We start from the raw sequence: 21,845 nt of genomic DNA, 5'->3' as shown, positions 1-21,845 counted from the left end.
CGTCGGGCAATTTCTCGCGAAATCGTCCAACGTCACTGGATACGCAGGTGTTCGGTGCGCACGAACGAGAGGGTGTAGCTCTTCCACGGGTCGTCGTAGCCGAGCGTCTCATCGATGGCTACGCGCGCGTGCAGGGCATTCTCCAACAACGAACTCGCCAGGAGCTCCGTTGCCGGGGCACCGCCATCGGGGATGTCCGGAACCTCCGTCACGGTGCGTCCGCCGAGCAAATCGTCCACCGCACGTAACGCGGGCATGGCGATTGCTTGTTCCTCCGCAGGCTGCGACGCCAGGATTGCGAGGTCCTGCCGCAGAGCCTCCAGCGCCACAGCCGCAGCGCGCGTGGGACGCGCATCGTCGGGAGTATCTCCTGTCCCGTCCAGCAGTGCGGGCATTCCCAGCAGGTCCTGGGTGCGGCGCAACGCCAGGATGTTCGCAGGCCGCAGCCGCTGCCACAGGTCGGCACCGCGATCGGTGTCCCGGACACCGTGCAGCAACTCCGAGATCGACCGGACGGTGGCTCGGACCGTTCCGGCAACGTCGGGCACGAGACTGCCGGGCAGGACCAGGTAACCGATGTAGCCGATGATCAGGGCGATGGCGGCGCCGATGGCGGTGTTGGCTGCGAAACCGATCGCCGCGTCGATCAGGGATCGTTGCAGCATCATCGCCTGGGTCACGACCGTGACGGCGATCAGCGACCCCAGCAGGATTCTGTAGTCGGAGCGCAGCAGTTCAGCTCGGAGCAACATCGTCGTGATCGCCACGGGGACGAGCAGGAAGGCACCCGGTAGCAGAGTGATCAGGATCGCCAGTGCGGCCACGCCCAGCACGACCCCACCGGTGCGTTCCAGAGCGCCCGTCATGCTGTCCCTGGCGGCAGGCTGGAGTACCACGTACAGGCTCAGTAGCAACGTGGACACCGACGGGTCCTGCAGGAGCAGCACGATGACCATGCCCGCGCCGACCGCGAGCGTGCAGCGCAGGGCGTGCCGGAACAGCGAAGAACGCAACGACAGGTGTGCCCGGACCGCAGCTCGGGCAGACCGGAGCCGCCCACCCCGAACACGCGGGGCCATGGTCACATCGCGTTCGATCACGGCAGCGCGGATGCGATCGAGTCCCTCGTTGATACCGCGCGCGGCATCGGGCATGTCCTGGCTGCCGTCGCGGCGGAGGACGGATTCGGCCGGATCCACGCGAGCGAGTGACGGCAGTCCGATACAGGCGCTGGCGCGGACGGCCTTGGCGAGTTCGGCGGCGACCACGTCGGCCTCGGCGACGATCCGGCGCAGTCGTTCGGCTCCGGCGTGGTCGACCCGCTGGGCCTGGGCCAGCATGGTTTCCCTGGCGGCGCGGAACCGTGCCGCTCCTGCCAGGACCTGTTCGAGCCAGGTACCTGCTGCGTTGTCACCTCGCCAGGCCAGTGCCGCGTGCTCGATGACCCCGGGGCCCGGCTCGGTGAGTGTACTGGCCACCACGGCCCGGGTCGATCGAGTGGGATCACCGAGTCCGATCACGACACGCAGCAGCAGCGCGAACAGCGCCCCCGTCACCGCAGCACCGAACAGCACGAGTGCGGGCTGGTTCGAGCCGATACCGGTGGTGGTGGACATGAGTGTGGCGGCGGCGAACGTCTGCCCGGCGATACGGCTGCGTTCCCCCATCGCGGGCAGCATGCCCGCGCCGAACACCACAGCCGAGACCAGGAGGCCGGCCAGGAGCGGAACGTGCATCAGCAGCGGACCACCGGTCATGACCAGCACCAGGGCGGGGACGAACCACGAGAACCGGTGCAGGTCCGCGCGCAGCGATTGCCCACCGGCACCGACGAGCGCGAAAGCGGTTGTCAGCCCGGCGAGGAGGGTGGGTGCGGCCAGGCCGAACGCCCATCCGACCGTGCTCGCGGCGACGACGGCGAGCACGACCACGGTGGCGTACTGGTGCTGCCGTGGGTCGGGTGCCCCCGCTTCCGTGGCCAGTCGCTCTCGTACTCGTTTCAATACTGATCCAGCTATGCCTTCGACCGTTCCCGACGCTGTCATGACTCCCTCGGCGGAGCGCGCGGCTTGCCCCGTCCCGGCGGAGGTGCGGGAGGGGATACGCGGACGCTTCACGCCGTATGTCGACGTCGAGTACGCCAGGGGTTACGGCGAGGGGACGAGAATCACCTGTACGAGTGCTCCTTTCGGCCGGAGCACGGCCTGCCGAGCACCGACTGAACCGGGTGCCGAGTACGGTGGCTTCTTCGGTCGGTGGAGGACCCGGTTCGGGCGACGAAGCACCGGTTTCTAGATCGAGCGCGGACTGATGCGCCAGAATGTCGATACCGGGCCGACACCGGAACCGAGCGGATACGCGTGCTCCACAGAGCGTGTCACGAACCGCTTGCCCTGCCGGACCGCATCGGGCATCGATGCACCCCTGGCAAGTGCGGCGGTGATCGCCGAAGCGAATGCGTCACCGGCGCCGTGCGTGTGCACGGTGGAGTAGCGAGGCCCGGGCAGTGGTGTCGCCTCGCTACCGTCGAAAAGCAGGTCGACGCACTCGGGATCGTCCGGAAGATGCCCGCTTTTGACGAGCACCCACTCGGGCCCGAAGTCGTACATCGCCTTGGCCGCGTCCCACAGCTCCGCGCGGGTACGGACGTCGATGCCGGTCAGCAGCCGTATCTCGTCGAGGTTCGGGGTCACGAGACTCGCGCGGGGGAACGCCTCGTTGCGCAAGGCGTCCAGCGCGTCCGGCTGCAGCAGTGGTTCCCCGCTCCGGGAGGCAGCGACCGGATCGACGATGAACGGCGCGCGACCACCACGGCCGATGCCCTGGGAGTCGCACGCCGCCACCACGGCCTCGATGCATCCTGTCGATGCCAGCATCCCGGTCTTCGCGGCGTTCACCCCGATATCGCCTGCGACCGCCTCGATCTGTGCGGCGACCGTCTCCGGCGGGATCTCGACAATGCCGTTGACCCCGACGGTGTTCTGCACGGTCACCGCTGTCACGGCGGTCATCCCGTGCACGCCGCAGGAGAAGAACGTGCGCAGGTCCGCGTGCATACCGGCGCTGCCCCCGGAATCCGACCCGGCGATCGTCAATGCCGTGGGGGGCGCAGTATCGTTGGCGGGCCGCACTTCGTGAGCACCGGCTTCGACCGGCACGTACGGTCGCTGCGGCGTGCTTGCCTGCTCGTTCTGCATCGCGTTCATGCTACGGGTTCACCGCATCGTTCCTCACCGGTCACCGGGTGTGGTGCTGCAGTTTCGCGCACAACCACAGCACCCGAAGTGCCCGGCCTCTGCCACGAGCGCACCGGCTCCGCACGCGCGCCGCCGGTCAATCGGCGACGGGCAGGTAAACCCGTCCACCCTCCTCCGTGAACTCCTCGGACTTCTCACGCATCCCGGCCTCGATCGCCTCGACACTGGTCAGACCGTGCTTCTCGGCATAGTCGCGCACGTCCTGAGTGATCTTCATCGAGCAGAACTTCGGTCCGCACATGGAGCAGAAGTGCGCGGTCTTGGCCGGTTCGGCGGGCAACGTCTCGTCGTGGAACGACTGGGCGGTGTCCGGATCCAGTGCGAGATTGAACTGGTCGTGCCAGCGGAACTCGAACCGCGCTTTCGAGAGGGCGTCATCGCGTTCCTGCGCTCGCGGATGTCCCTTGGCGAGGTCGGCGGAGTGCGCGGCGATCTTGTAGGTGATCACACCGGTCTTGACGTCATCGCGGTTGGGCAGCCCGAGGTGCTCCTTCGGCGTGACATAGCACAGCATTGCCGTCCCGGCCTGTGCGATGTTGGCCGCACCGATGGCCGAGGTGATGTGATCGTAGGCGGGTGCGATATCGGTGGCCAGCGGCCCGAGCGTGTAGAACGGCGCCTCGCCGCAGAGCTCCTCTTCCCGGCGCACGTTCTCGGTGATCTTGTCCATCGGCACGTGCCCGGGACCCTCGATCATGACCTGCACGTCGTGCTCGCGGGCGATGTGGGTGAGTTCGCCGAGTGTTTCCAATTCGGCGAACTGGGCACGGTCGTTGGCATCGGCGATGGAACCGGGACGCAGCCCGTCGCCGAGCGAGAACGTCACATCGTAGTGCCGCAGAATCTCGCACAGCTCGGAATAGTGCGTGTAGAGGAAGCTTTCCCGGTGGTGGGCCAGGCACCAGGCGGCCATGATCGAACCGCCGCGCGAGACGATGCCGGTGACGCGCTGCGCGGTCAACGGCACATAGCGCAGCAGCACTCCCGCGTGCACGGTCATGTAGTCCACACCCTGCTCGCACTGCTCGATCACGGTGTCCCGGTAGATTTCCCAGGTCAGCTTCGCCGGATCGCCGTCGACCTTCTCCATCGCCTGGTAGATCGGCACCGTGCCGATCGGTACGGGGGAATTGCGCAGGATCGACTCGCGGGTTTCGTGGATGCGCTTGCCGGTGGACAGGTCCATGATCGTGTCCGCGCCCCAGCGGCCTGCCCACACCATCTTCTCCACCTCCTCTTCGATCGAGGAGGTCACGGCGGAGTTGCCGATGTTGGCGTTGACCTTGACCAGGAAATTCTTGCCGATGATCATCGGCTCGCTTTCCGGGTGGCACCGGTTGGCGGGAATCACCGCGCGCCCGCGGGCGACCTCGTCGCGCACGAATTCCGGACTGACGTTCTCGCGGGCGGCGATGAACTCCATCTCGCGGGTGACCACGCCGGACTTCGCCCAACCGAGTTGAGTGCGGTGCTCCCGACCGTCGGTCCAGCCGGTGCGCAGCGGATGCAGGCCACTGTGGACGTCCACATGGGCTGCTTCATCGGTGTAGGGACCCGAGGTGTCGTAGACGTCGAGGTGCTCACCATTGGACAGCTCGATGCGGCGTGCAGGCACCTTCAGGCCGGACTCGGTGGTGTGGTGGACCTTCCGCGAGCCGCGGATGGCTCCCGTGGTGACCCCGGCATTGTTTCCGCCGGACTGGTCACCATTGGACGAAAAAGCGTCGGAATCGGACAGCGCCGGAGACACGTCGGCCATGACTTTTCACTCCCTACGCCGGTATTACCCGGTCAGGTTCAGGCGGTCGGCGGCCCCGAGCCCCTGTCGACTCAGCCGCCCTCTCAGCCCGCTTCCGGTGCGAGCTCCCGCAGATTTCGTTGTCGGGTATGAGGCTAGCCATATTCGGTGCCTCTTGCCAAGTGGTCTTCACTCCCCGGACGGAAGTCGGGTGTTCCGCTGGGCTGATGACCTGCCGGAGCCCTTCGGTCCGAGCCTGGACACCGGCGAGTTCCGACGGCCGTGGTCCGGCATCATTCCTCGGCGAACGGATCGCTTTCCTCGGCGGGGTTCCAGGACAGGCCCGGTACGCCCCAGCCGTTGCGCTTGACCATCTTCTTCGCCGCCCGTGCGTTGCGGCCGATCAATCGGCTCAGGTAGAGATACCCGTCCAGATGGTCGGTCTCGTGCTGCAGGCAGCGGGCGAGATATCCGGTGCCTTCCACCTCGATCGGATTCCCGTTCCTGTCGGCTCCCGTCACCTTCGCCCACTCCGCACGCCCTGTCGGATAGCTCTCCCCGGGTACCGACAGGCATCCTTCCCAGTCCTCCTCGGGATCGGGCATGCCCTGCGGAACCTCGGAGGTCTCCAGCACCGGGTTCACGACCACCCCCTGGTGGTAGGTGCCTTCGTCGTCCGGGCAGTCGTAAACGAAGACGCGCAGGTCCACGCCGATCTGGTTGGCAGCCAGCCCGACCCCGTTCGCCGCTTTCATGGTCTCGACCATGTCGTCGATCAGGGTTTGCAGTTCGTCGTCGAAAGCCACCACCGGGCGCGTCGGAGTGTGCAGTACCGGATCACCGGCGATGCGGATCGAGTGCACGGCCATGTACCGCACTGTATCGCCCCGGTAGTGCGGGAACGGCCTCCTGTGCACCCGTGGGGTCCGGCGAGATCGCCGGATGATCAACACAACGGAATGTGGCTTGCACGGCGTGAGATGCACACACCGTGGATCATGACATGGTGTAATGGAGGTCAGGACTCACACGAGTGTGATTCCTGCGAACGCGGGTGCCCCGATCGCGAGGCGAGGAGTCGCATGGACGCTGCCCAGATGTTGACTGCGCAGGAGATCGCCCGGCAGTGCGAGCACATGGCGCGCATCGTCGAGCAGCGTCGGAGCGAGCCCGAACCGGCGCCGCCTCGGCATCTGAAGCTCGCCGATCCGATCACCGAGCCGATCGAGCGGATCAGCGAGCCGACCGTGCCGGACGAGCCGCAGCCGTCCGAGCCGACCTCCGAGGGGCAGCGGGCGCGTTCCCTGAGTTCGCGGGAGTGGAGCATTCTGGCCTTCGAACGGCAATGGTGGAAGCGGTCCGGGGCCAAGGAACGAGCGATCCGTGAGCTGTTCGATATGCCCGTGTCCCGCTACTACGAGGTTCTTGCTGCGTTGGTGGACAGGCCGGAAGCGCTCCGGGCGGATCCCATGCTGATCAAGCGTCTGCGTCGGGACCGGGACGGCCACGCGGATGCCGAACCCGCGTATCCGATCGGAAGCGAACCGGCATACCGGCCATTTCCGCAGCGGAGCTCTTCTCGGCGGGAGACCGAGACGAGGGGAGCCGAGACCCGATGACTTCCGGAGAACCACCGGTCGGACCGTCCGCGACCAAGCTCGTCGGTTTCGTACTGATCGGCTTGGGCGTTCTCGCAGCGGTGTTCGGCGTCGCCACCGTCGTCTCCGGCGGGACACACAGTGTCGCGCAGTCGACGTCCTCCACTCCGCCGCCTTCGCCCACCGCGGCGACTCCGGCGTCCGGCGCGTCCCCTGCGGTGCCCGAGCCGTCCGCGGCACCATCCCCGGAGCGGACATCGCAGACACGGTCTCCGGGCGGGAAGCCGGGGACACCGGGAGCATCGCCGAATGGCGGGCGGAGCACAGCAGTACCGGCCCCCGGAAAGCCGGGGCAGGTTGCTCCGGCCCCGGACGCGCCGGGCCGGAACACGGCGGGTGCGGGCAGCGATCGCCGCATCGCGGTCCGCATCTACAACAACAGCATGATCAGCGGGCTCGCCCATCGCGCAGCCGAGGATTTTCGGCAGGCGGGCTACACGGTCTCCGAGATCGGCAACTACTCCAGTGGCCGGATCCCCACCACCACCATCTACTACCGGCCGGGCACAGCCGAGCAGCAGCAGGCCGAGGCCATCGGCGCGCGGTTCGGTGCGCGGACCGAACCGCGTTTCGACGGGATCACCGACGCCAGTCCCGGCATCATCGTCATCGTCACCAAGAACTACGACGGCGCCGAGCCCGGCAAGTGACCGACCCCCGGTGATCGACCCCCGGTGACCCACTCCGGTGGCCGGCCACCGGTAACCGATCCCGGTCCGATACGCTGCTCGGCCTCCTGGCGATGGAGGGGTACCGAGACGCCCGTAGGCACCGTCGCAGTGGTTACCGGTTCCGGTAGGACTCGAAGGCGGTGATCTGCGCGGGGTCCAGGGAGGGCCGGACGGTGGCTCGGGCGGTTTCCACGTGGGCGGCCGATACCTCGGAAGCGGTCAGTGATTCCCGCATGGCGCTCAATGCCGCCTCGCGGATGAGTGCGGTGCAGTCCGCCGCCGAATACCCCTCCAGGGAGGCGGCGAGTTCATCCAGGTCCACATCGGATGCCAATGGGGTGTTCGCGCTCGCTGCTCGCAGGATCTCCCCACGTGCTGCCGCATCCGGTGGCGGTACCGAAACCGGGCGCTCCAACCTGCCCGGCCGCAGCAGCGCGGGATCCACCAGTTCGGGACGGTTGGTGGCGCCGAGTACGACGACATCGTGCCTGGGCTCCACACCGTCGAGTTCGGTCAGCAGCGCTGCCACGACCCGATCGCCCACTCCGGAGTCCGAGGACTGACCCCGTCTGGGAGCCAGTGCGTCCACCTCGTCGAGAAACACCAGTGCGGGTGCCGCGTTGGCGGCCCGCAGGAACAGTTCCCGCACCGCGCGCTCGGATTCTCCGACCCACTTGTCCATGAGTTCGGCCCCTTTGACCGAGAACACGTTGAGCCTTCCGCTGCCTGCCAGTGCGCGTACGAGGAAGGTCTTCCCGCAGCCGGGCGGGCCGTGGAGCAGCACCCCGCGCGGCGGCTCGACACCGAGCCGAGTGAAGGAGTCCGGATACTGCAGCGGCCACAGCACGGTTTCGGCGAGGGATTGCTTGACGTCGACCATGTCACCGACGTCGTCGAGTGTGAGCCCACCGGTCTGCAAGGTGTCCGATGCGGACATGGAGATGGGGCGCACGGAGCTCAGCGCCTGTAGGAAGTCCTGGTGGTGCACGCGTGGCTCGGTGCTGTCCGCTCCCGCCTTGTCGGGGCTGCTCCGATGGCGCAGCGCTGCCTGCACGGCCGACTCGCGGCACAGTGCGACCAGGTCGGCGGCGACGAATCCCGGTGTGCGTTCGGCGAGGTCGCCGAGTTCGACATCCGGAGCCAGTGGTGCATGACGCAGCAACACGCGGAGGAGATCGGTGCGGACGCCGGTGTCGGGCAGGGCGATGGTCAGTTCCCGTTCCACGAGTTCGGGCTCGCGCAGGCGCGGATCGAGCGCCTGTGGTCTGGCACTGGTGACGACGATCGCCAGGCCCGAGGTGGTGACGGCCGCGCGTAGCGTGTCGAGCACGACGGTCGCCAGCGGCGGCGGATCGGTGCTCGGGAGCAGCTCGTCGATGTCGGTGATCAGCAGGACGCAGGAACCGCCGCCACCGGCGATGGTCGTCGCGCGGTTGATCGTTTCCTGCACGCGCCGTGCGGCGGTGGCGGCTTCCAGCGCGTTCACGCTGGGGGCCGACATCTCCACGAGTTCGGCACCGACGGCACCGGTGACCGAGCGGGCCAGGGTGGCTTTGCCCGCCCCTGCGGGACCGCTGACCAGGACACCGAGGTGTGGTTTCGCGCCGAGGCGCTCCAGGAGTTCGGGCTGGTCGAACGACAGTCGGAGCCATTCGGTGAGTCGGCTTGCCGACTCGCGCGCTCCGACGAGATCGGAGACGGCGACGGTCGGGTGGGCCTGCGACTCCGAGCGCTCGGAACCGGCCTGCGATGCCGGTTCGCTCGTCGGTACGGCCGCAGGAGCGGGGCCGGCTTGCTGCCCGCGCCAGGTGACCACGGTGGAGGGGTGTACCGCGACGGGGCCGAGAGGATCACTGGCGGCGATGGTGACCAGTTCGTTGGTCCAGGTCATGCCGAGTGCGTGGGAGAGTCTGCTGCGGACCTGTCCCGCATTGGTGGCCGTCGAGGGGGCGAGGTCCTGGGGAAGCAGCGAGACCGTGTCACCGGTGCACAGGACCTTGCCGGTCAGAGCGAGGCGGATCGTTTCGGGGGGTACCGCGGCGGTGGCCAGCCGCGAACCCGAGACGGTGACACTGCGGGCGGCGGTGACCCGGGCAGGAGCGACCACGACCTCGGCGCCCTCGGCGAGGCCGAGATTGGTCAGTGCGATGTCGTCCACCAGCACGACACCGGTCGGACCACCGGACTTGGCGGCTGCGGCGAGCGCCACGGTGACTCGGCTGCCGGTGAGTTGTACGGCATCCCAGGAGCGCAGGTTCAGCGCATCCAGTACTTCCGGATGCAGCCGCACGACACCGCGCCGGGTGTCCGCGGCCGACGTCGAGAGGCGAGCGGTCAGGGTGAGTGCGGGAGAGGCCACCCACCCGAGACTAATGCGTGTCCGGTGGACCCTGGTGGGGGATGAAGTTCTCCCGGAAACTTCGGCCTTCTCCCCGGCGCGAGGGGAATCCCGGTTTTGCCGAGAACCGAGCTCAGCGGCGGCTGCGGCGCAGCCCGAGTCTGCGCTGGCTCCGCCTGCTCGGTCCCTCCGGATGACCGTTGCGCCGTGGCAGACGTACCCGCCGGGCGGCGCCGGCCACGCTGCGCCGAAGTGGCGGCCGCAGTCCGAGGCGGCGTTGGGTGCGCCTCCGGATCGCGCGTCGTTCCCGTGGCGGCGCTTCCCAGGCCTCGGGGTGCTTGGCCAGCCATGCGTGACGGTAAACGGCATAGGGAATGTGCAGTAGGTAGATCACCATCGCGATCGCCAGGGACATCAGCGGGAACGTGACGATCCCGGCGGCGAGGAGCCCGACCAGTACCAACAGTGGTGCCACCGTCCGGGCGGGGACCTTGACGGTTTTCAAGGACAGCGTCGGTACCCGGCTGACGGCCAGCGCCGCGATGGCCACGATCCACACCATGACGATCGGCTGAGCCGACCACCAGCCGTCATGGCCGATGTAGGCGGTCACCACCAGAGGTAGGAGCGCGAGCAGTCCGGCAGCCGGTGCGGGGACACCGACGAAGAATTCCTTGGTGAAGGTGGGCTGGTCGGTATCGTCGAGCAGGGTGTTGAACCGCGCGAGGCGCAGGATCATGCACACGGCGAAAACCAGCGAGACGACCCAGCCGACCCGATCGCCCTGCAATTGCCAAACATAGAGGGTCAGTGCCGGTGCCACGCCGAAGGACATCGCGTCCGACAGCGAGTCCAGCTCCGCGCCCATTTTCGTGGTGGCGTCGAGCAGCCGGGCGATGCGGCCGTCCAGCCCGTCGAGTACCGCGGCGACGCCGACAGCGGTGATCGCACCCTCGAGCTGCTTGTTGAGGGCGAACTGCACCGCGGACAGACCCGCACACATCGCCAGCACCGTGATGGCGTTCGGGAGGAAACGAACACCGGGATTGTTGCGGACGACACTCATGCGTTGTCGTCGCCTCCCAACGTCGAGGGGGAGGAGGGTTCTGTGGGGGAGGACTGTGCCGCGGGCAGGTCGGCGAGGATCGTCTCGCCGCCGATGGTGCGCTGGCCCGGCTCGACACGTATCCGACTGGTGGCGGGGACGTAGAGGTCGACGCGTGAGCCGAACCGAATCAGACCGTAGGTGTGGCCCGCCAGTACCGTGTCGCCCTCCCGTGTCGAGCACACGATCCGGCGGGCGATCAGCCCGGCGATCTGTACCACGGCGAGGTCGTGGCCCTCGGTGCTGCGAATCGCCATCGAATTGCGCTCGTTGTCCTCGGCGGCCTTGTCCAGGTCGGCGGAGACGAACTTGCCCGGCCGGTAGGAAACACCGGTGATCCGCCCTGCGATGGGGAGGCGCTGCACGTGCACGTCGAACACGGTGAGAAAAGTACTGATCCGAGTCATCGGCGCCGGGGACAAGCCCAATTCGGGCGGCGGCGTGGCCTGCTCGACGTGCGAGACGGTGCCGTCGGCGGGGGAGACCGCGATGTTCGGCACGGTGGGTGTGGTGCGGCGTGGCTCGCGGAAGAACCAGGCACACCATGCGGTGATGATCGCGCCGATCATTCCTGCGGGCCGCCAGAGACGGCGCAGCAGCAGCGTGGCGGCCACGGCGCCGAACACGAACGGGCGCCCGGCCGGATGCATCGGCGGTATGGTCGTACGCACGAGCCCGGCCAGATGCGCCAGTGGACTGGTTTTTCGGTCTGTTTCGATGGTCATCGAGGTGGTTCGCCTCTACGTCGGAGGTCACGATACGGCGGCCGATGTGCGGTCGTCGTCGTTACAGCATCGCCGACACGCTTACGGCTTCCGTCGCCAGGGGGTGGAGTCGATCATGGAGTGTCGATGCAAGGCCTTCTGAACTGCATGAAACGAAGACATCTCCGCGACTCTTCCGGTTGGCCGGGTTGGCCGGTGTTGGCTGAGACCGTGTGGCCGTGACTGCTCGAACGAGCACCAACATGGCCGTGGGGCCGGAGCGGCCGAAGCTCGGACGGCGGTTCGTGAGTTCTCGTGCCGGATCACGGTACGTTCCCGGCAAACAGGTCCGGGGTGGGACCGGCACCCCCGAAGTGCCGGTCCCACCCCGGACCCACGGCCGCCAGGCACCTCCCCGTTGGCACCTGGCGACCTCCCCCGGATGGGTTCGTGCGCCCCCCGACGGCACACGCACCCGGTGTGTCCACCCCTCCCTCGTCGGTAAGCAGGATGAGGAAGTCGGGGACAACGGAGAGATGTCGCTCCTCCACGGTTTGTTACGCGTTTTCCAGTGTAATTGAGCTCACAGGAAGTCCGTAGCCGCTAACGGAGGACATTGGGCACGAATTCAGTGACTTACGGTGACAAAGTGGGGCGATCATACTCACCCGTCCCGGTTTCGTTGGTCTTCCACGTTCATCCGAGCCCCCATCAACTCGTCGAGTCCCCCGTACGGCGCTCCACGAGTTCCGGAATCGGGCGTGCTGTGGACCTCCAGCAGCACCAGATCGTCCTCGCCGGGGCGCGTGCTCGCCGAGTCGATCTCCGATACGGCGTATTCGTCCAGATAGAGCTCCAGGGTCAGGACCCACCCCGACTTTTGCTGCAGCAACCGGGCCGTGGCGATATCGCGGCTGTCCACCCACTGTGCGTCCGCCTGCTCGCGGAGTTGCGTGATGGGCGTGTCGGCCAACCGGGCGAGCTGATGGTTCTCCCTGCGCCGCACGGAGGTCAGTGCCCCGGCGAGCACGCGCCGAGCGATGCCGGAGAGGCTCGGCACGAGCAGGAGACCTCGGTCGGTCACCAGAAGTTCGTGCAGGCTTCCCGCACACCGCACGGGGCTGACGATTCCCGCCAGTACCGCTTCCGGCTCCTCGGCGGCCGGTTGGGAGTGCTCCAGCGGAACCCCCAGGTGGACCAGATGGCGATGCAGTCCGGGAATCAGCCGTGGGTCGACGACCGCCGGGCGGACCAGTCGATCCGGATCCAGAAGTTGCCCATTGGCCAGTCGCACCTTGCAGGCTCCGCCCCAGTCCAGCTCGTGCTGTGCCTGACCCGCGCACACGAGCGCGTCGACGGCGGTCGCTCCGAGTAGTTCGGTGAGAGTGTCGATCACCGCCTGGTCCATGTCCTCCGGGCACAGGGCGGGATCGAGCATGGGGTTGATCAGCTCGGCGCCCTGGCCCTGGTGGAGGGCCGCCAGCACCCCCGCCAGCGTCGAATCGGAGGACACGCCGCTCTGCAGCACCGACGAACTGAGCCTCGCGGCCTGGTGGGCGGCTTCCGCCGCGCCCGCCATTCGCGCCAGCTCCGGCCACGGCACCCGGGCGCCCATCCCGTCGACCATGAGCTGGTCCTCCAGCGCGGGGATGGCACGGCGTGGGTTGCGCACCAGTGCCATGGCAGGACGGTCGTCCGGCTCGTCGTCACTGTCGCCGAGTCGCTCGAGCGCGTCGACGCGCTGCCGGAGCGTGGGGCCGTGGGCGCGGTCGCGATCGCCGTCGGTGCCCTCCTCGGCGATCACCCGCTTGGCTCGCTCGGTCAGATCCTCTTTGCGGTCCGGATGCTCGAGAAATGCGCGGAAGCCGAGCAGCAGGTCGGGGGTGCGCTCCACGGACACGGCCATACTGAGGTACTCGTGGGAGTAGTCGCGCCAGCCGAGTTCGATCTCGGTCGCCTTGCGCAGTGCGGTGGTTGTGACGCGGTGGCCCTCCACCCGCGCGGCCACGGCGTCTCCGGTGAACTTCAGGTCACGCATGATGGGTGCCGTGATGGCGGTGTAGACGTGGGCGTAGCCGGTGAACAGCCACTTGGTGGGGCCGCCGGTCAAGCCCTGCGTGGTGCGTTCGACGTCGACCGCCGTGCGGTGGACCGCTGCTTCGAGTCTGCTGCCCGCGCCCGTGCATCCGAATTGGTGAGCCACGAGCGCGCGCAGCTCGCTCACGTCCAGTCCCGCGATCAACGGGAGTCCGACTTCGAGGTGGCGCCTGCGGGTGCGCAGACCGAGCAGCGTGGTGTCCGCCCGCAGGCATACCTCGGGGGTGGAGGTGATCCGGACCCGGCCGGGCTCCTCGGTGCCTGCTTCGTCGGCGATGTGCTCGACCGCGGCCCACAACTGCGGTTGGGCGGACCTGTCGAGCGAGACGCCACGCGGACGCATGTGCGTACGCAGCACCGTACGCAGGCCCAGACCGATCAGGCAGGCGACCGGTAACGCGGCGAGGCCGGCCCGGAGACCGTTGTCCGGGTCGTAGCGGTAGGTCAACAGCGCGATGCCGAGCAGGCCGACCACGAGTCCGATGGGCAGGGCAAAGAAGCCGGTGTGCAGCGCCAGCGCCAGGACGGCGCGCCAAGGGCCACGCAAGTGAGGAACTCCCGATCGAAGGTCGTCCGCGATCGCCACATCAGACTAACTAGTCCGATCGGGTGTAACCAGGGCGCTCGCGGAAAGGTGCCGAGTCGTGAGTCTTTCCCGGTGTGGTGGTGGCACAGCACGTGAAGCACGCGAAAAAGACTCCTTTCGAGGTCAGTCGAGCAACCACACGTCCACGGGGGAGCCGTGGGGGAGTTCGGTGGTGTCCTCGCGGATGTCGAGCAGGCAGTTCGCGGAGGCCATCGCCGACAGTAGGTGTGAGCCCGGGCCGCCTTCCGGAGTGACCGTCCCGGCCGCAGGGTCGAATCTCCCCCTGCGGTACTGGCGCTTGCCGGACGGGGAGTCGAGGCGCTCGGTGAGCACCGCCTGTCGAACCGGTCGCCTGTCGGCGTGGTGCCCCGCAGCGCGGCGCAGCGCCGGGCGTACGAACACCTCGAACGAGACCATCGAGCTGACCGGGTTCCCCGGCAGCGCGACCACCGGTACGCCGTGTGCTCCTGCCGTGCCGCGCTCCGGGGAGTACCTGCCCGCGCCCTGGGGCTTTCCCGGCTGCATGGCGACCTTGGTGAACTCGACACCGTTGTCCGCCAGCGCGTCCTTGACGACCTCGTAGGCTCCCGCACTGACCCCGCCGGATGTGATGATCAGGTCGGTCGAGGCCAGGTGCGGGGCGAGTGCGTCGTGGAAGGTCGCGACGTCGTCCGGGACGAATCGGAGCAGGTGGGCCTGCCCGCCCGCCTGGCGCACCGCCGCGGCCAGCATCATGCCGTTGGACTCGAAGATCTGCCCGGGACGCAGTGTCGAGCCGGGCTCCACGAGTTCCGATCCGGTGGACAGCACCAGCACCTGCGGTGGCCGGTGCACCGGCAGCTGCGAGATGCCCACTGCGGAGGCGATGCCGAGGTGGACAGCGCTCAGCGTGGTCCCCGCAGTGAGTACGGTATCGCCCACGACGACGTCCTCACCCGCTCGACGCAGATGCGCGCCAGCCTGCACGGAAGCGGACACGCGCACGCGTTCCGCACCGCCGTCCGTGTGCTCGACGGGAACCGTCGCATCGGCACCGGGCGGTACCTGGGAACCGGTCATGATGCGGTGTGCGGTCCCGGGCTCCAGCGTGGGTACATCGATTCGGCCCGCCGGGATGTCGGCCGTGACGGGCAGGGTCACCGGCTGCTGCGCGCCGGCCTCGGCGAGGTCCACCGATCGGACCGCGTAGCCGTCCATCGCGGAGTTGTCGAACGGCGGCAGCGGAATCGATGCCGTGACGTCCTCGGCGAGTGCGAGTCCGAGGCAGTCCTCGAGCGCCCGTGATTCGACGCGGGACGGTGCCAGCAGCGCCGAAATCCTCTTCTCGTGCTCGGTGACCGGGACCGGTCGTGGGGTTGGGGTTGCGTTCGCCACGTGCCGATGATCCGTCATGGGGTGTTGCCCTGTCTGCACCGGCTTCGGCAACTCACCCGACTGCGCCGTGGCACACTGCCCGCTTGCGGCAGGGCGCGGCGTCTGCGGCGAACTGCGGGGGTGGGTCGGCAAGTCCCGCGCCCAGGGAAAGGACTACTGCGAGTGGTCGTGAATTTACCCGTTCGGCCCAGCGCTCAGGACGAAATTGCTCTGTTGAGGAGGCGACGAACCCCGCATTCTCGGGTAGCGTGTCGCTTGCTCCATCGACGCTGTCAGCGTCGTGCGTCACATTGTCATGAGGAGGACGCCGTGGCGGTCGGCACGGTCAAATGGTTCAACTCGGAGAAGGGATACGGGTTCATCGCCACCGACGGTGGATCCGATGTCTTCGTGCACTACTCCGCGATCAACATGTCCGGGTTTCGGACCCTCGACGAGGGTGATCGAGTCGAATACGAAGTGAAGGCGGGGCGTGATGGTCGCAGCCAGGCTGACGGCGTCCGCAAGCTCTGAGGTTTCGATCCACTGACGGCAACATGCGAACCCGCCCGCCCGACGCTCGGTTGCTCCGGTGGGCGGGTTTCTCGGTAGCGCTGTGGGATCAGCGCATGCGGCTCCACGGCGACCGTTAGGCTGCCCGCGTGTCGGAAGACCTCACCGGGCGCCGCCTCGGCCACTACAAGATCGACGAAGTGCTCGGCCGTGGCGGGATGAGCATCCTGTACCGCGCCACCGACGTGCGGCTGGGCCGTAAGGTCGCGCTCAAGGTCATGGGTGAGCACATCACCGGTGATGCCGAGTTCCGCGAACGATTCGTCGACGAAGCCCGCAACACCTCGGCCATCGACCACGCGAACATCGTGCCGCTGTACGACTTCGGTGAGGTCGACGGGATGCTCTACATCGCGATGCGGCTGGTCGACGGCTCCGATCTGGCGAGCCTGATCTCCGAGGGACCGATCTCCCCGCAGCGGGCGCTGGATCTGCTCGACCAGGTCGGTGAGGCGCTGGACATGCTGCATGAGCGCGGTCTGGTGCATCTGGATCTGAAACCGGCCAACGTCCTGGTGACCTCTCGGGAGTCCTCCCATGAACACGTCTACCTCGCCGACTTCGGGCTGACCAGGCGCGGAGCAACCGGGCACCGTACGAGCAGCGGTGACTTCCTGGGCTCGCCGACCTATGCGGGACCGGAACATCTGCGTGGAGAGCCCGTGGACGGCCGTACCGATCTGTATGCGCTGGCCTGCATGCTTTTCGCGTGCCTGACCGGACGGCCGCCCTTTCGGGGACAGGTGCAGGAAGTGATTCGGGGACATCTCAACGTCGAACCGCCCACGGTCACCTCCCATGCGGCGCTGCCTGCCGGGATCGACGAGGTGCTGCGCTGCGGGATGGCCAAGATGCCCGATCAGCGCTACGCGAACTGCAAGGAGATGATCACGGCGGCGCGTAGCGCGCTCGCACAGGTGCCCCGATCGCAGGCCTCGGCAGCATCTCCGCACCAGGGCCCGCTGACCGGCCCGGAGGCGCTTGCCGGTTCCGCTCCCGCAGGAGCTGTGCCGAATCCCCCGGGTTATCCGGGCAACCCGGAGCACACCGGCCCACCGCAGCAATCACCCGCGGCGGGACCGGTTGCCGGCGGGCCGTACCAGCCGCCCCAGCAGTCTCCGTACCCACCGCCGCAGCCATTCCGGACACCGCAGCCGCCGGGGCCTCGGCCCAACCCGCCGGGGGCCGTGCAGCCTGCGCGCTTCGCGGACGGAAAGAGCAGTTCGACGCGTTGGGTGGTGTCGGTGATGGTGATCGTGGCGGCGACCGTGATCGTGGTGCTGTTCATCATCATGGCGAACTCGATCGGATCCGGTGGTGCGGATTCCGGGCGGACATTCGGAACATCCGGGGAATCCTCGTACGACAACGGGCCATACAACGACGGTGACCTGCCGACATCGGTGCCCACGTACGGGCTCTGATGCCCTTGCTCATCCTGTCGGGTGAGTCCCTCGGGAGGATGGTCAGCTTGCACTCAGGAGGCGGGAGTGCTAAACACGGAGTTGGCACTCAGTAGGGTTGAGTGCCAGGTCGGGACGGTGAGGCCGACTCCGGGGTGTCATATGGCGATACACCGGACCGGTCGTCCGTCGCGGGCACCGAGCCTGGCCGAGCATCGAGTCCTGCCGTGGGGGTGGCTGCATCCCCGCGGCGTCCAGACAGGTGGAGGACCACACCGCAATGGCCAAGATGATCGCGTTCGACGAGGACGCCCGCCGCGGTCTTGAGCGCGGCATGAACACCCTCGCCGACGCCGTCAAGGTGACGCTCGGCCCGAAGGGCCGCAACGTCGTGCTCGAAAAGAAGTGGGGCGCGCCGACCATCACCAACGACGGCGTCTCCATCGCCAAGGAGATCGAGCTCGAGGACCCGTGGGAGAAGATCGGGGCCGAGCTGGTCAAGGAGGTCGCCAAGAAGACCGACGACGTCGCTGGTGACGGCACCACGACCGCCACCGTGCTGGCTCAGGCGCTGGTGCGCGAGGGCCTGCGCAACGTCGCCGCCGGTGCCAGCCCGACCGCGCTCAAGCGGGGCATCGAGAAGGCCACCGAGGCGGTCTCCGAGCAGCTGCTCAAGAGCGCCAAGGAGATCGAGACCAAGGAGCAGATCGGCGCCACGGCCGCGATTTCCGCAGGCGACAGCCAGATCGGTGAGCTCATCGCCGAGTCGATGGACAAGGTCGGCAAGGAAGGCGTCATCACCGTCGAGGAGAGCAACACCTTCGGGCTCGAGCTCGAGCTCACCGAGGGTATGCGCTTCGACAAGGGCTACATCTCGCCGTACTTCGTCACCGACCAGGAGCGGATGGAGGCGTCGCTGGACGACCCCTACATCCTGCTGCTGAGCTCGAAGATCTCCAACATCAAGGATCTTCTCCCGCTGCTGGAGAAGGTCATGCAGTCCAACAAGCCGCTGCTGATCCTCTGCGAGGACGTCGAGGGCGAGGCCCTGGCGACCCTGGTGGTCAACAAGATGCGGGGCACCTTCAAGTCGGTCGCGGTCAAGGCCCCCGGCTTCGGCGACCGCCGCAAGGCGATGCTGCAGGACATGGCCATCCTCACCGGTGGTCAGGTCATCAGCGAGGAGGTCGGCCTCAAGCTGGAGAACGCCGAGCTCGACATGCTCGGCCGTGCCCGCAAGGTCGTCGTCACCAAGGACGAGACCACCATCGTCGAGGGTGTCGGTGACGACGAGCAGATCTCCGGCCGGGTCAACGAGATCCGCGCCGAGATCGACCGCTCGGACTCCGACTACGACCGCGAGAAGCTGCAGGAGCGGCTGGCCAAGCTGGCAGGCGGCGTGGCCGTCATCAAGGCGGGCGCGGCGACCGAGGTCGAGCTCAAGGAGCGCAAGCACCGCATCGAGGACGCGGTGCGCAACGCCAAGGCCGCCGTCGAGGAGGGTGTCCTCGCGGGTGGCGGTGTGGCGCTGCTGCAGGCCGCCGTGGCCGCGTTCGACGGGCTGAAGCTGGAGGGCGACGAGGCCACTGGTGCCAACAGCGTCCGGCTCGCCGTCGAGGGTCCGCTGAAGCAGATCGCCATCAACTCCGGTCTCGAGGGTGGCGTCGTTGCCGAGAAGGTGAAGGGTCTGCCCGCGGGTACCGGCTTCAACGCCGCCACCGGCGACTACGAGGACCTGGTGCAGGCAGGCATCATCGACCCGGCCAAGGTCACCCGGTCGGCGCTGCAGAATGCCGCTTCCATCGCCGGGCTGTTCCTGACCACGGAGGCCGTGGTCGCGGACAAGCCGGAGAAGGGTGGCGGCGGCGAGGCCGCTGCCGACCCGACCGGCGGCATGGGCGGCATGGGTGGCATGGGCGGCATGATGTGACGTCCTTCCAGGACACATCTGCCTGTGCTGCCGCACGTCCGTGATGGCGCGCAAGCCACCAGGAGGGCCGTTCCCGATGGGGGACGGCCCTCCGTCGTGTGTGTGGGCGGTTTCGCGCGAAACTGCTGTCACTGCCGCGCGACTTGTCCACAGGGGCTGAAGTTGTCCACGGATACCGAAGGCGGCTTCGTCGACTCCGGTGGCCTTGCCCTACCGTGATGCGGAAGGAACAGCGGTGTGCCACCCCTGACGCCGCTGTCCGGCCGGTGCGCGTGGGCCTTCCGCAGGACCACAGCGCGACAGGCGGTCCGAACGACGAAAGTCCCGGTACGGGCAAACCCGAGGAGGCACCGTGAGGGGCACACCCCGGCGCCATGTCGGCCGCCAGGCTGTGCTGATGTCACTGCTGTGCGCTCTGATCCTCATGGCGGGTTGTGCCGGCGGTGCTTCCACCGGTGATTCCCCCGCCGACGGGTCCCCTGCACGTTCCTCCTCGCAGGCAGCACCGTCCGCGGAATCGGACCGGCGCGCCCTGCCGCGGGTGACACCCCGACCGCAGGAAATGACCAGGCTGGGGCGGGATGTCCGGGTCCACGGCACGGTCGAGGTGGTGGTGGACTCCCTCGTGGATCAGCCGACGCGCGAGCTGGTGGTCCGGGTCCTGCGAGCCGCCGGGGCGAGCCGGGTGGCCGTTCACGGGCCGGGCACTGCCGTGGCGGGCGCGGCACTGCGCGTACGGCTCGGTCGCCGCGATGCTCCGGGGGTGACCGAGGGCCTGCGGCATGTCGGGTTCGAGGCTCCGCCCGCGCCGCTGCCCTCCGAGGGATACGTACTGGCCGCGCGGGGCGGCGAGGACTCGACGTTGGTGCTCGGTGCCAGTGACCCCACGGGTGCGTACTACGCCGTGCAGACGCTGCGGCAGCTGGCCGAACCCGGCAGGATTGCCGGGGCCGGCATCGTCGACCACCCGGCGACGCCCGTGCGCGGCACGGTCGAGGGCTTCTACGGCAGCCCGTGGACGCACGCCGAGCGAATGGATCAGCTCGCTTTCCACGGAGAGGTCAAGCTCAACACCTACATCTACGCGCCGAAGGACGACCCGTACCACCGTGAACAGTGGCGCGAACCCTATCCGCCCGCCGAACTCGCCCGTCTCGAGGAACTGATCGAGCAGGCCGCGACCCACCACGTGGACTTCACCTTCGCGCTCTCGCCGGGCACGTCGATCTGCTACAGCGACCCGTCGGACTTCGCGGCCCTGAAGGCGAAACTGCAGCAGATGTACGACGCGGGTGTGCGCAGCTTCTCCGTTCCCCTGGACGACATCTCCTACACCGAGTGGAACTGCGCGGGTGATCGTGCGAAGTACGGGCCTCCGGGGCCCGGTGCGGCCGGTCGCGCGCAGGTGGACCTGCTCAACCGGGTGCAGCGGGAGTTCATCGACACCCATCCCGGTGCGCAGCCACTGCAGACGGTCCCCACGGAGTACTCCGACGTCGAGGACTCGCCGTACAAAACGGCGCTGCGGGAGCGACTCGCCCCGGAAGTGCAGGTGATGTGGACCGGGGACGGGGTGATTCCAGGGGACATCACGGTCGCCAACGCGCGCGAGGCCGCCGAGGTGTGGGGCCGGAAGACGCTGCTGTGGGACAACTATCCGGTCAACGACTTCGACGGGTCGACAGGGCGGATCATGCTCGGGCCCTACGCCAAGCGTGCGCCCGGACTCTCCGAGCAGCTGACCGGCGTCGTCGTCAACCCGATGAATCAGGCCGCGGCGAGCAAGGTCGTCGAGATCGGTGCGGCAGGCTTCGCCTGGAACGGCGAGGACTTCGATCCGCAGCGAGCCTGGCAGGCGGCGGCCGAATACCTGGCGGGCGACCGCTTCACGGGTGATGAGCGGGGTCTCCGACCGGATCCGGAGACCACCGAGGCCCTGCTGGTCTTCTTCGACCTCAATCACATGGCCCCGCTGCCCAGCGGAGAGCCGTGGCTGGCACCCGCTCCGGAGCTGGCACGGCGCCTCGATGGTTTCCGTGCGACGTGGGCCGACGGTGATCGTGCTGCCGCGCTCACACGGCTGCGCAGCTATGCGGAAGCGATCGCCGAAGCTCCCGAGCGGATCCGTGCGGGAGCCGCACACGACTTCGTTTCCGACTCGGCACCCTGGCTGCGGGCCACCGACCTGTGGGGCGCCGCCCTTCTGAGCACCGTGGACGGGTTGCGTGCTCGGCTCAACGGTGATGCGGCCGGTGCCCGAGAGCACTTCGACGAGGCCACCGAACTGGCCGGGCGTGCCGGATCGATCCGTACCGTTCCGGGCGAGACTCTGCCGCAGGGGCCGGTCGAGGTGGCCGACGGTGTGCTCGACGTCTTCATCCGCCAGGCGCCCGACATGCGGATGCGGTGATCACTCCTGCGGCAGGATCCGA

The 21,845-nt window shown here is 68.0% G+C and carries 15 protein-coding genes and 1 riboswitch; of the genes, 6 read left to right on the top strand and 9 right to left on the bottom strand.

Features of this window, described 5'->3' with window-relative positions:
- Positions 1-32: 32 nt before the first annotated feature.
- From JOF55_RS08660 to JOF55_RS08645, 4 genes are all read right to left on the bottom strand, one after another.
- The gene (locus JOF55_RS08660) at positions 33-2,003 is read right to left on the bottom strand and encodes an FUSC family protein (RefSeq protein ID WP_310272274.1); all 1,971 of its coding nucleotides are present in this window, start codon (positions 2,001-2,003) and stop codon (positions 33-35) included.
- Positions 2,004-2,291: 288 nt separating this feature from the next.
- Positions 2,292-3,197, bottom strand: coding sequence for a bifunctional hydroxymethylpyrimidine kinase/phosphomethylpyrimidine kinase (gene thiD, locus JOF55_RS08655; RefSeq protein WP_310272272.1), 906 nt, complete (start codon positions 3,195-3,197; stop codon positions 2,292-2,294).
- Between the two features lie 136 nt (positions 3,198-3,333).
- Entirely contained in the window at positions 3,334-5,016 is a 1,683-nt protein-coding gene (thiC, locus tag JOF55_RS08650; RefSeq protein ID WP_310272270.1) for a phosphomethylpyrimidine synthase ThiC, read from the bottom strand.
- A riboswitch (TPP riboswitch) is annotated at positions 5,009-5,137 on the bottom strand. It overlaps the preceding gene by 8 nt.
- A 151-nt stretch (positions 5,138-5,288) precedes the next feature.
- Positions 5,289-5,864: a peptide deformylase gene (locus JOF55_RS08645; protein WP_310272267.1), complete on the bottom strand. Its 576-nt coding sequence runs from the start codon at positions 5,862-5,864 to the stop codon at positions 5,289-5,291.
- A 213-nt stretch (positions 5,865-6,077) separates the two neighbouring features.
- Between JOF55_RS08645 and JOF55_RS08640 the strand changes: the two genes are divergently transcribed.
- The gene (locus JOF55_RS08640) at positions 6,078-6,614 is read left to right on the top strand and encodes a DUF3263 domain-containing protein (protein WP_310272264.1); all 537 of its coding nucleotides are present in this window, start codon (positions 6,078-6,080) and stop codon (positions 6,612-6,614) included.
- Positions 6,611-7,303 (top strand): LytR C-terminal domain-containing protein, encoded by a 693-nt coding sequence (locus tag JOF55_RS08635; RefSeq protein WP_310272261.1) that lies wholly within the window; start codon positions 6,611-6,613, stop codon positions 7,301-7,303. The genes JOF55_RS08640 and JOF55_RS08635 overlap by 4 nt, the downstream gene beginning before the upstream one ends.
- A gap of 133 nt (positions 7,304-7,436) precedes the next feature.
- On the opposite strand, the gene JOF55_RS08630 is transcribed toward JOF55_RS08635, so the two are convergent.
- From JOF55_RS08630 to moeA, 5 genes are all read right to left on the bottom strand, one after another.
- A complete protein-coding gene (locus tag JOF55_RS08630) occupies positions 7,437-9,683 on the bottom strand; it encodes an AAA family ATPase (RefSeq protein ID WP_310272259.1) in 2,247 nt (748 codons plus the stop codon).
- Positions 9,684-9,795: 112 nt separating this feature from the next.
- Complete coding sequence (gene pssA, locus JOF55_RS08625; protein WP_310272256.1) at positions 9,796-10,728, bottom strand: CDP-diacylglycerol--serine O-phosphatidyltransferase; 933 nt, start codon at positions 10,726-10,728, stop codon at positions 9,796-9,798.
- Positions 10,725-11,492 carry a phosphatidylserine decarboxylase gene (locus tag JOF55_RS08620; RefSeq protein ID WP_310272254.1) on the bottom strand — a complete coding sequence of 256 codons (768 nt, stop codon included), beginning with the start codon at positions 11,490-11,492 and terminating at the stop codon, positions 10,725-10,727. Before JOF55_RS08620 ends, pssA begins: the two co-directional genes overlap by 4 nt.
- A 643-nt stretch (positions 11,493-12,135) precedes the next feature.
- Positions 12,136-14,115: a M48 family metallopeptidase gene (locus JOF55_RS08615; RefSeq protein ID WP_310272252.1), complete on the bottom strand. Its 1,980-nt coding sequence runs from the start codon at positions 14,113-14,115 to the stop codon at positions 12,136-12,138.
- Positions 14,116-14,277: 162 nt separating this feature from the next.
- Positions 14,278-15,546 (bottom strand): molybdopterin molybdotransferase MoeA, encoded by a 1,269-nt coding sequence (moeA, locus tag JOF55_RS08610; RefSeq protein ID WP_374727250.1) that lies wholly within the window; start codon positions 15,544-15,546, stop codon positions 14,278-14,280.
- A gap of 291 nt (positions 15,547-15,837) precedes the next feature.
- On the opposite strand from moeA, the gene JOF55_RS08605 reads away from it, so the two are divergent.
- The 4 genes from JOF55_RS08605 to JOF55_RS08590 all read left to right on the top strand — a co-directional run bounded on the left by JOF55_RS08605 (position 15,838) and on the right by JOF55_RS08590 (position 21,823).
- A complete protein-coding gene (locus JOF55_RS08605; RefSeq protein ID WP_114453159.1) occupies positions 15,838-16,041 on the top strand; it encodes a cold-shock protein in 204 nt (67 codons plus the stop codon).
- Positions 16,042-16,169: 128 nt separating this feature from the next.
- A complete protein-coding gene (locus JOF55_RS08600; protein ID WP_310272246.1) occupies positions 16,170-17,504 on the top strand; it encodes a serine/threonine protein kinase in 1,335 nt (444 codons plus the stop codon).
- 259 nt (positions 17,505-17,763) lie between these two features.
- Entirely contained in the window at positions 17,764-19,413 is a 1,650-nt protein-coding gene (groL, locus tag JOF55_RS08595) for a chaperonin GroEL (protein ID WP_310272243.1), read from the top strand.
- 397 nt (positions 19,414-19,810) lie between these two features.
- Positions 19,811-21,823, top strand: coding sequence for a glycoside hydrolase family 84 protein (locus JOF55_RS08590; RefSeq protein ID WP_374727429.1), 2,013 nt, complete (start codon positions 19,811-19,813; stop codon positions 21,821-21,823).
- Positions 21,824-21,845: the final 22 nt, after the last annotated feature.

Origin of the sequence: Haloactinomyces albus (assembly GCF_031458135.1) — a bacterium.
Lineage (GTDB): Bacteria > Actinomycetota > Actinomycetes > Mycobacteriales > Pseudonocardiaceae > Haloactinomyces > Haloactinomyces albus.
The sequence above is the reverse complement of the archived record's forward strand: the minus strand, read 5'-3'. Positions and strand labels throughout refer to the sequence as shown.

Excerpts from the sequence above, each read along its gene's own strand:
- thiC (WP_310272270.1), bottom strand. The coding sequence starts at position 5,016 with ATGGCCGACGTGTCTCCGGCGCTGTCCGATTCCGACGCTTTTTCGTCC.
- pssA (WP_310272256.1), bottom strand. The coding sequence starts at position 10,728 with ATGAGTGTCGTCCGCAACAATCCCGGTGTTCGTTTCCTCCCGAACGCC.
- JOF55_RS08640 (WP_310272264.1), top strand. The coding sequence starts at position 6,078 with ATGGACGCTGCCCAGATGTTGACTGCGCAGGAGATCGCCCGGCAGTGC.
- groL (WP_310272243.1), top strand. The coding sequence starts at position 17,764 with ATGGCCAAGATGATCGCGTTCGACGAGGACGCCCGCCGCGGTCTTGAG.
- JOF55_RS08590 (WP_374727429.1), top strand. The coding sequence starts at position 19,811 with ATGTCACTGCTGTGCGCTCTGATCCTCATGGCGGGTTGTGCCGGCGGT.
- thiD (WP_310272272.1), bottom strand. The coding sequence starts at position 3,197 with ATGCAGAACGAGCAGGCAAGCACGCCGCAGCGACCGTACGTGCCGGTC.
- moeA (WP_374727250.1), bottom strand. The coding sequence starts at position 15,546 with ATGACGGATCATCGGCACGTGGCGAACGCAACCCCAACCCCACGACCG.
- JOF55_RS08620 (WP_310272254.1), bottom strand. The coding sequence starts at position 11,492 with ATGACCATCGAAACAGACCGAAAAACCAGTCCACTGGCGCATCTGGCC.
- JOF55_RS08635 (WP_310272261.1), top strand. The coding sequence starts at position 6,611 with ATGACTTCCGGAGAACCACCGGTCGGACCGTCCGCGACCAAGCTCGTC.
- JOF55_RS08645 (WP_310272267.1), bottom strand. The coding sequence starts at position 5,864 with ATGGCCGTGCACTCGATCCGCATCGCCGGTGATCCGGTACTGCACACT.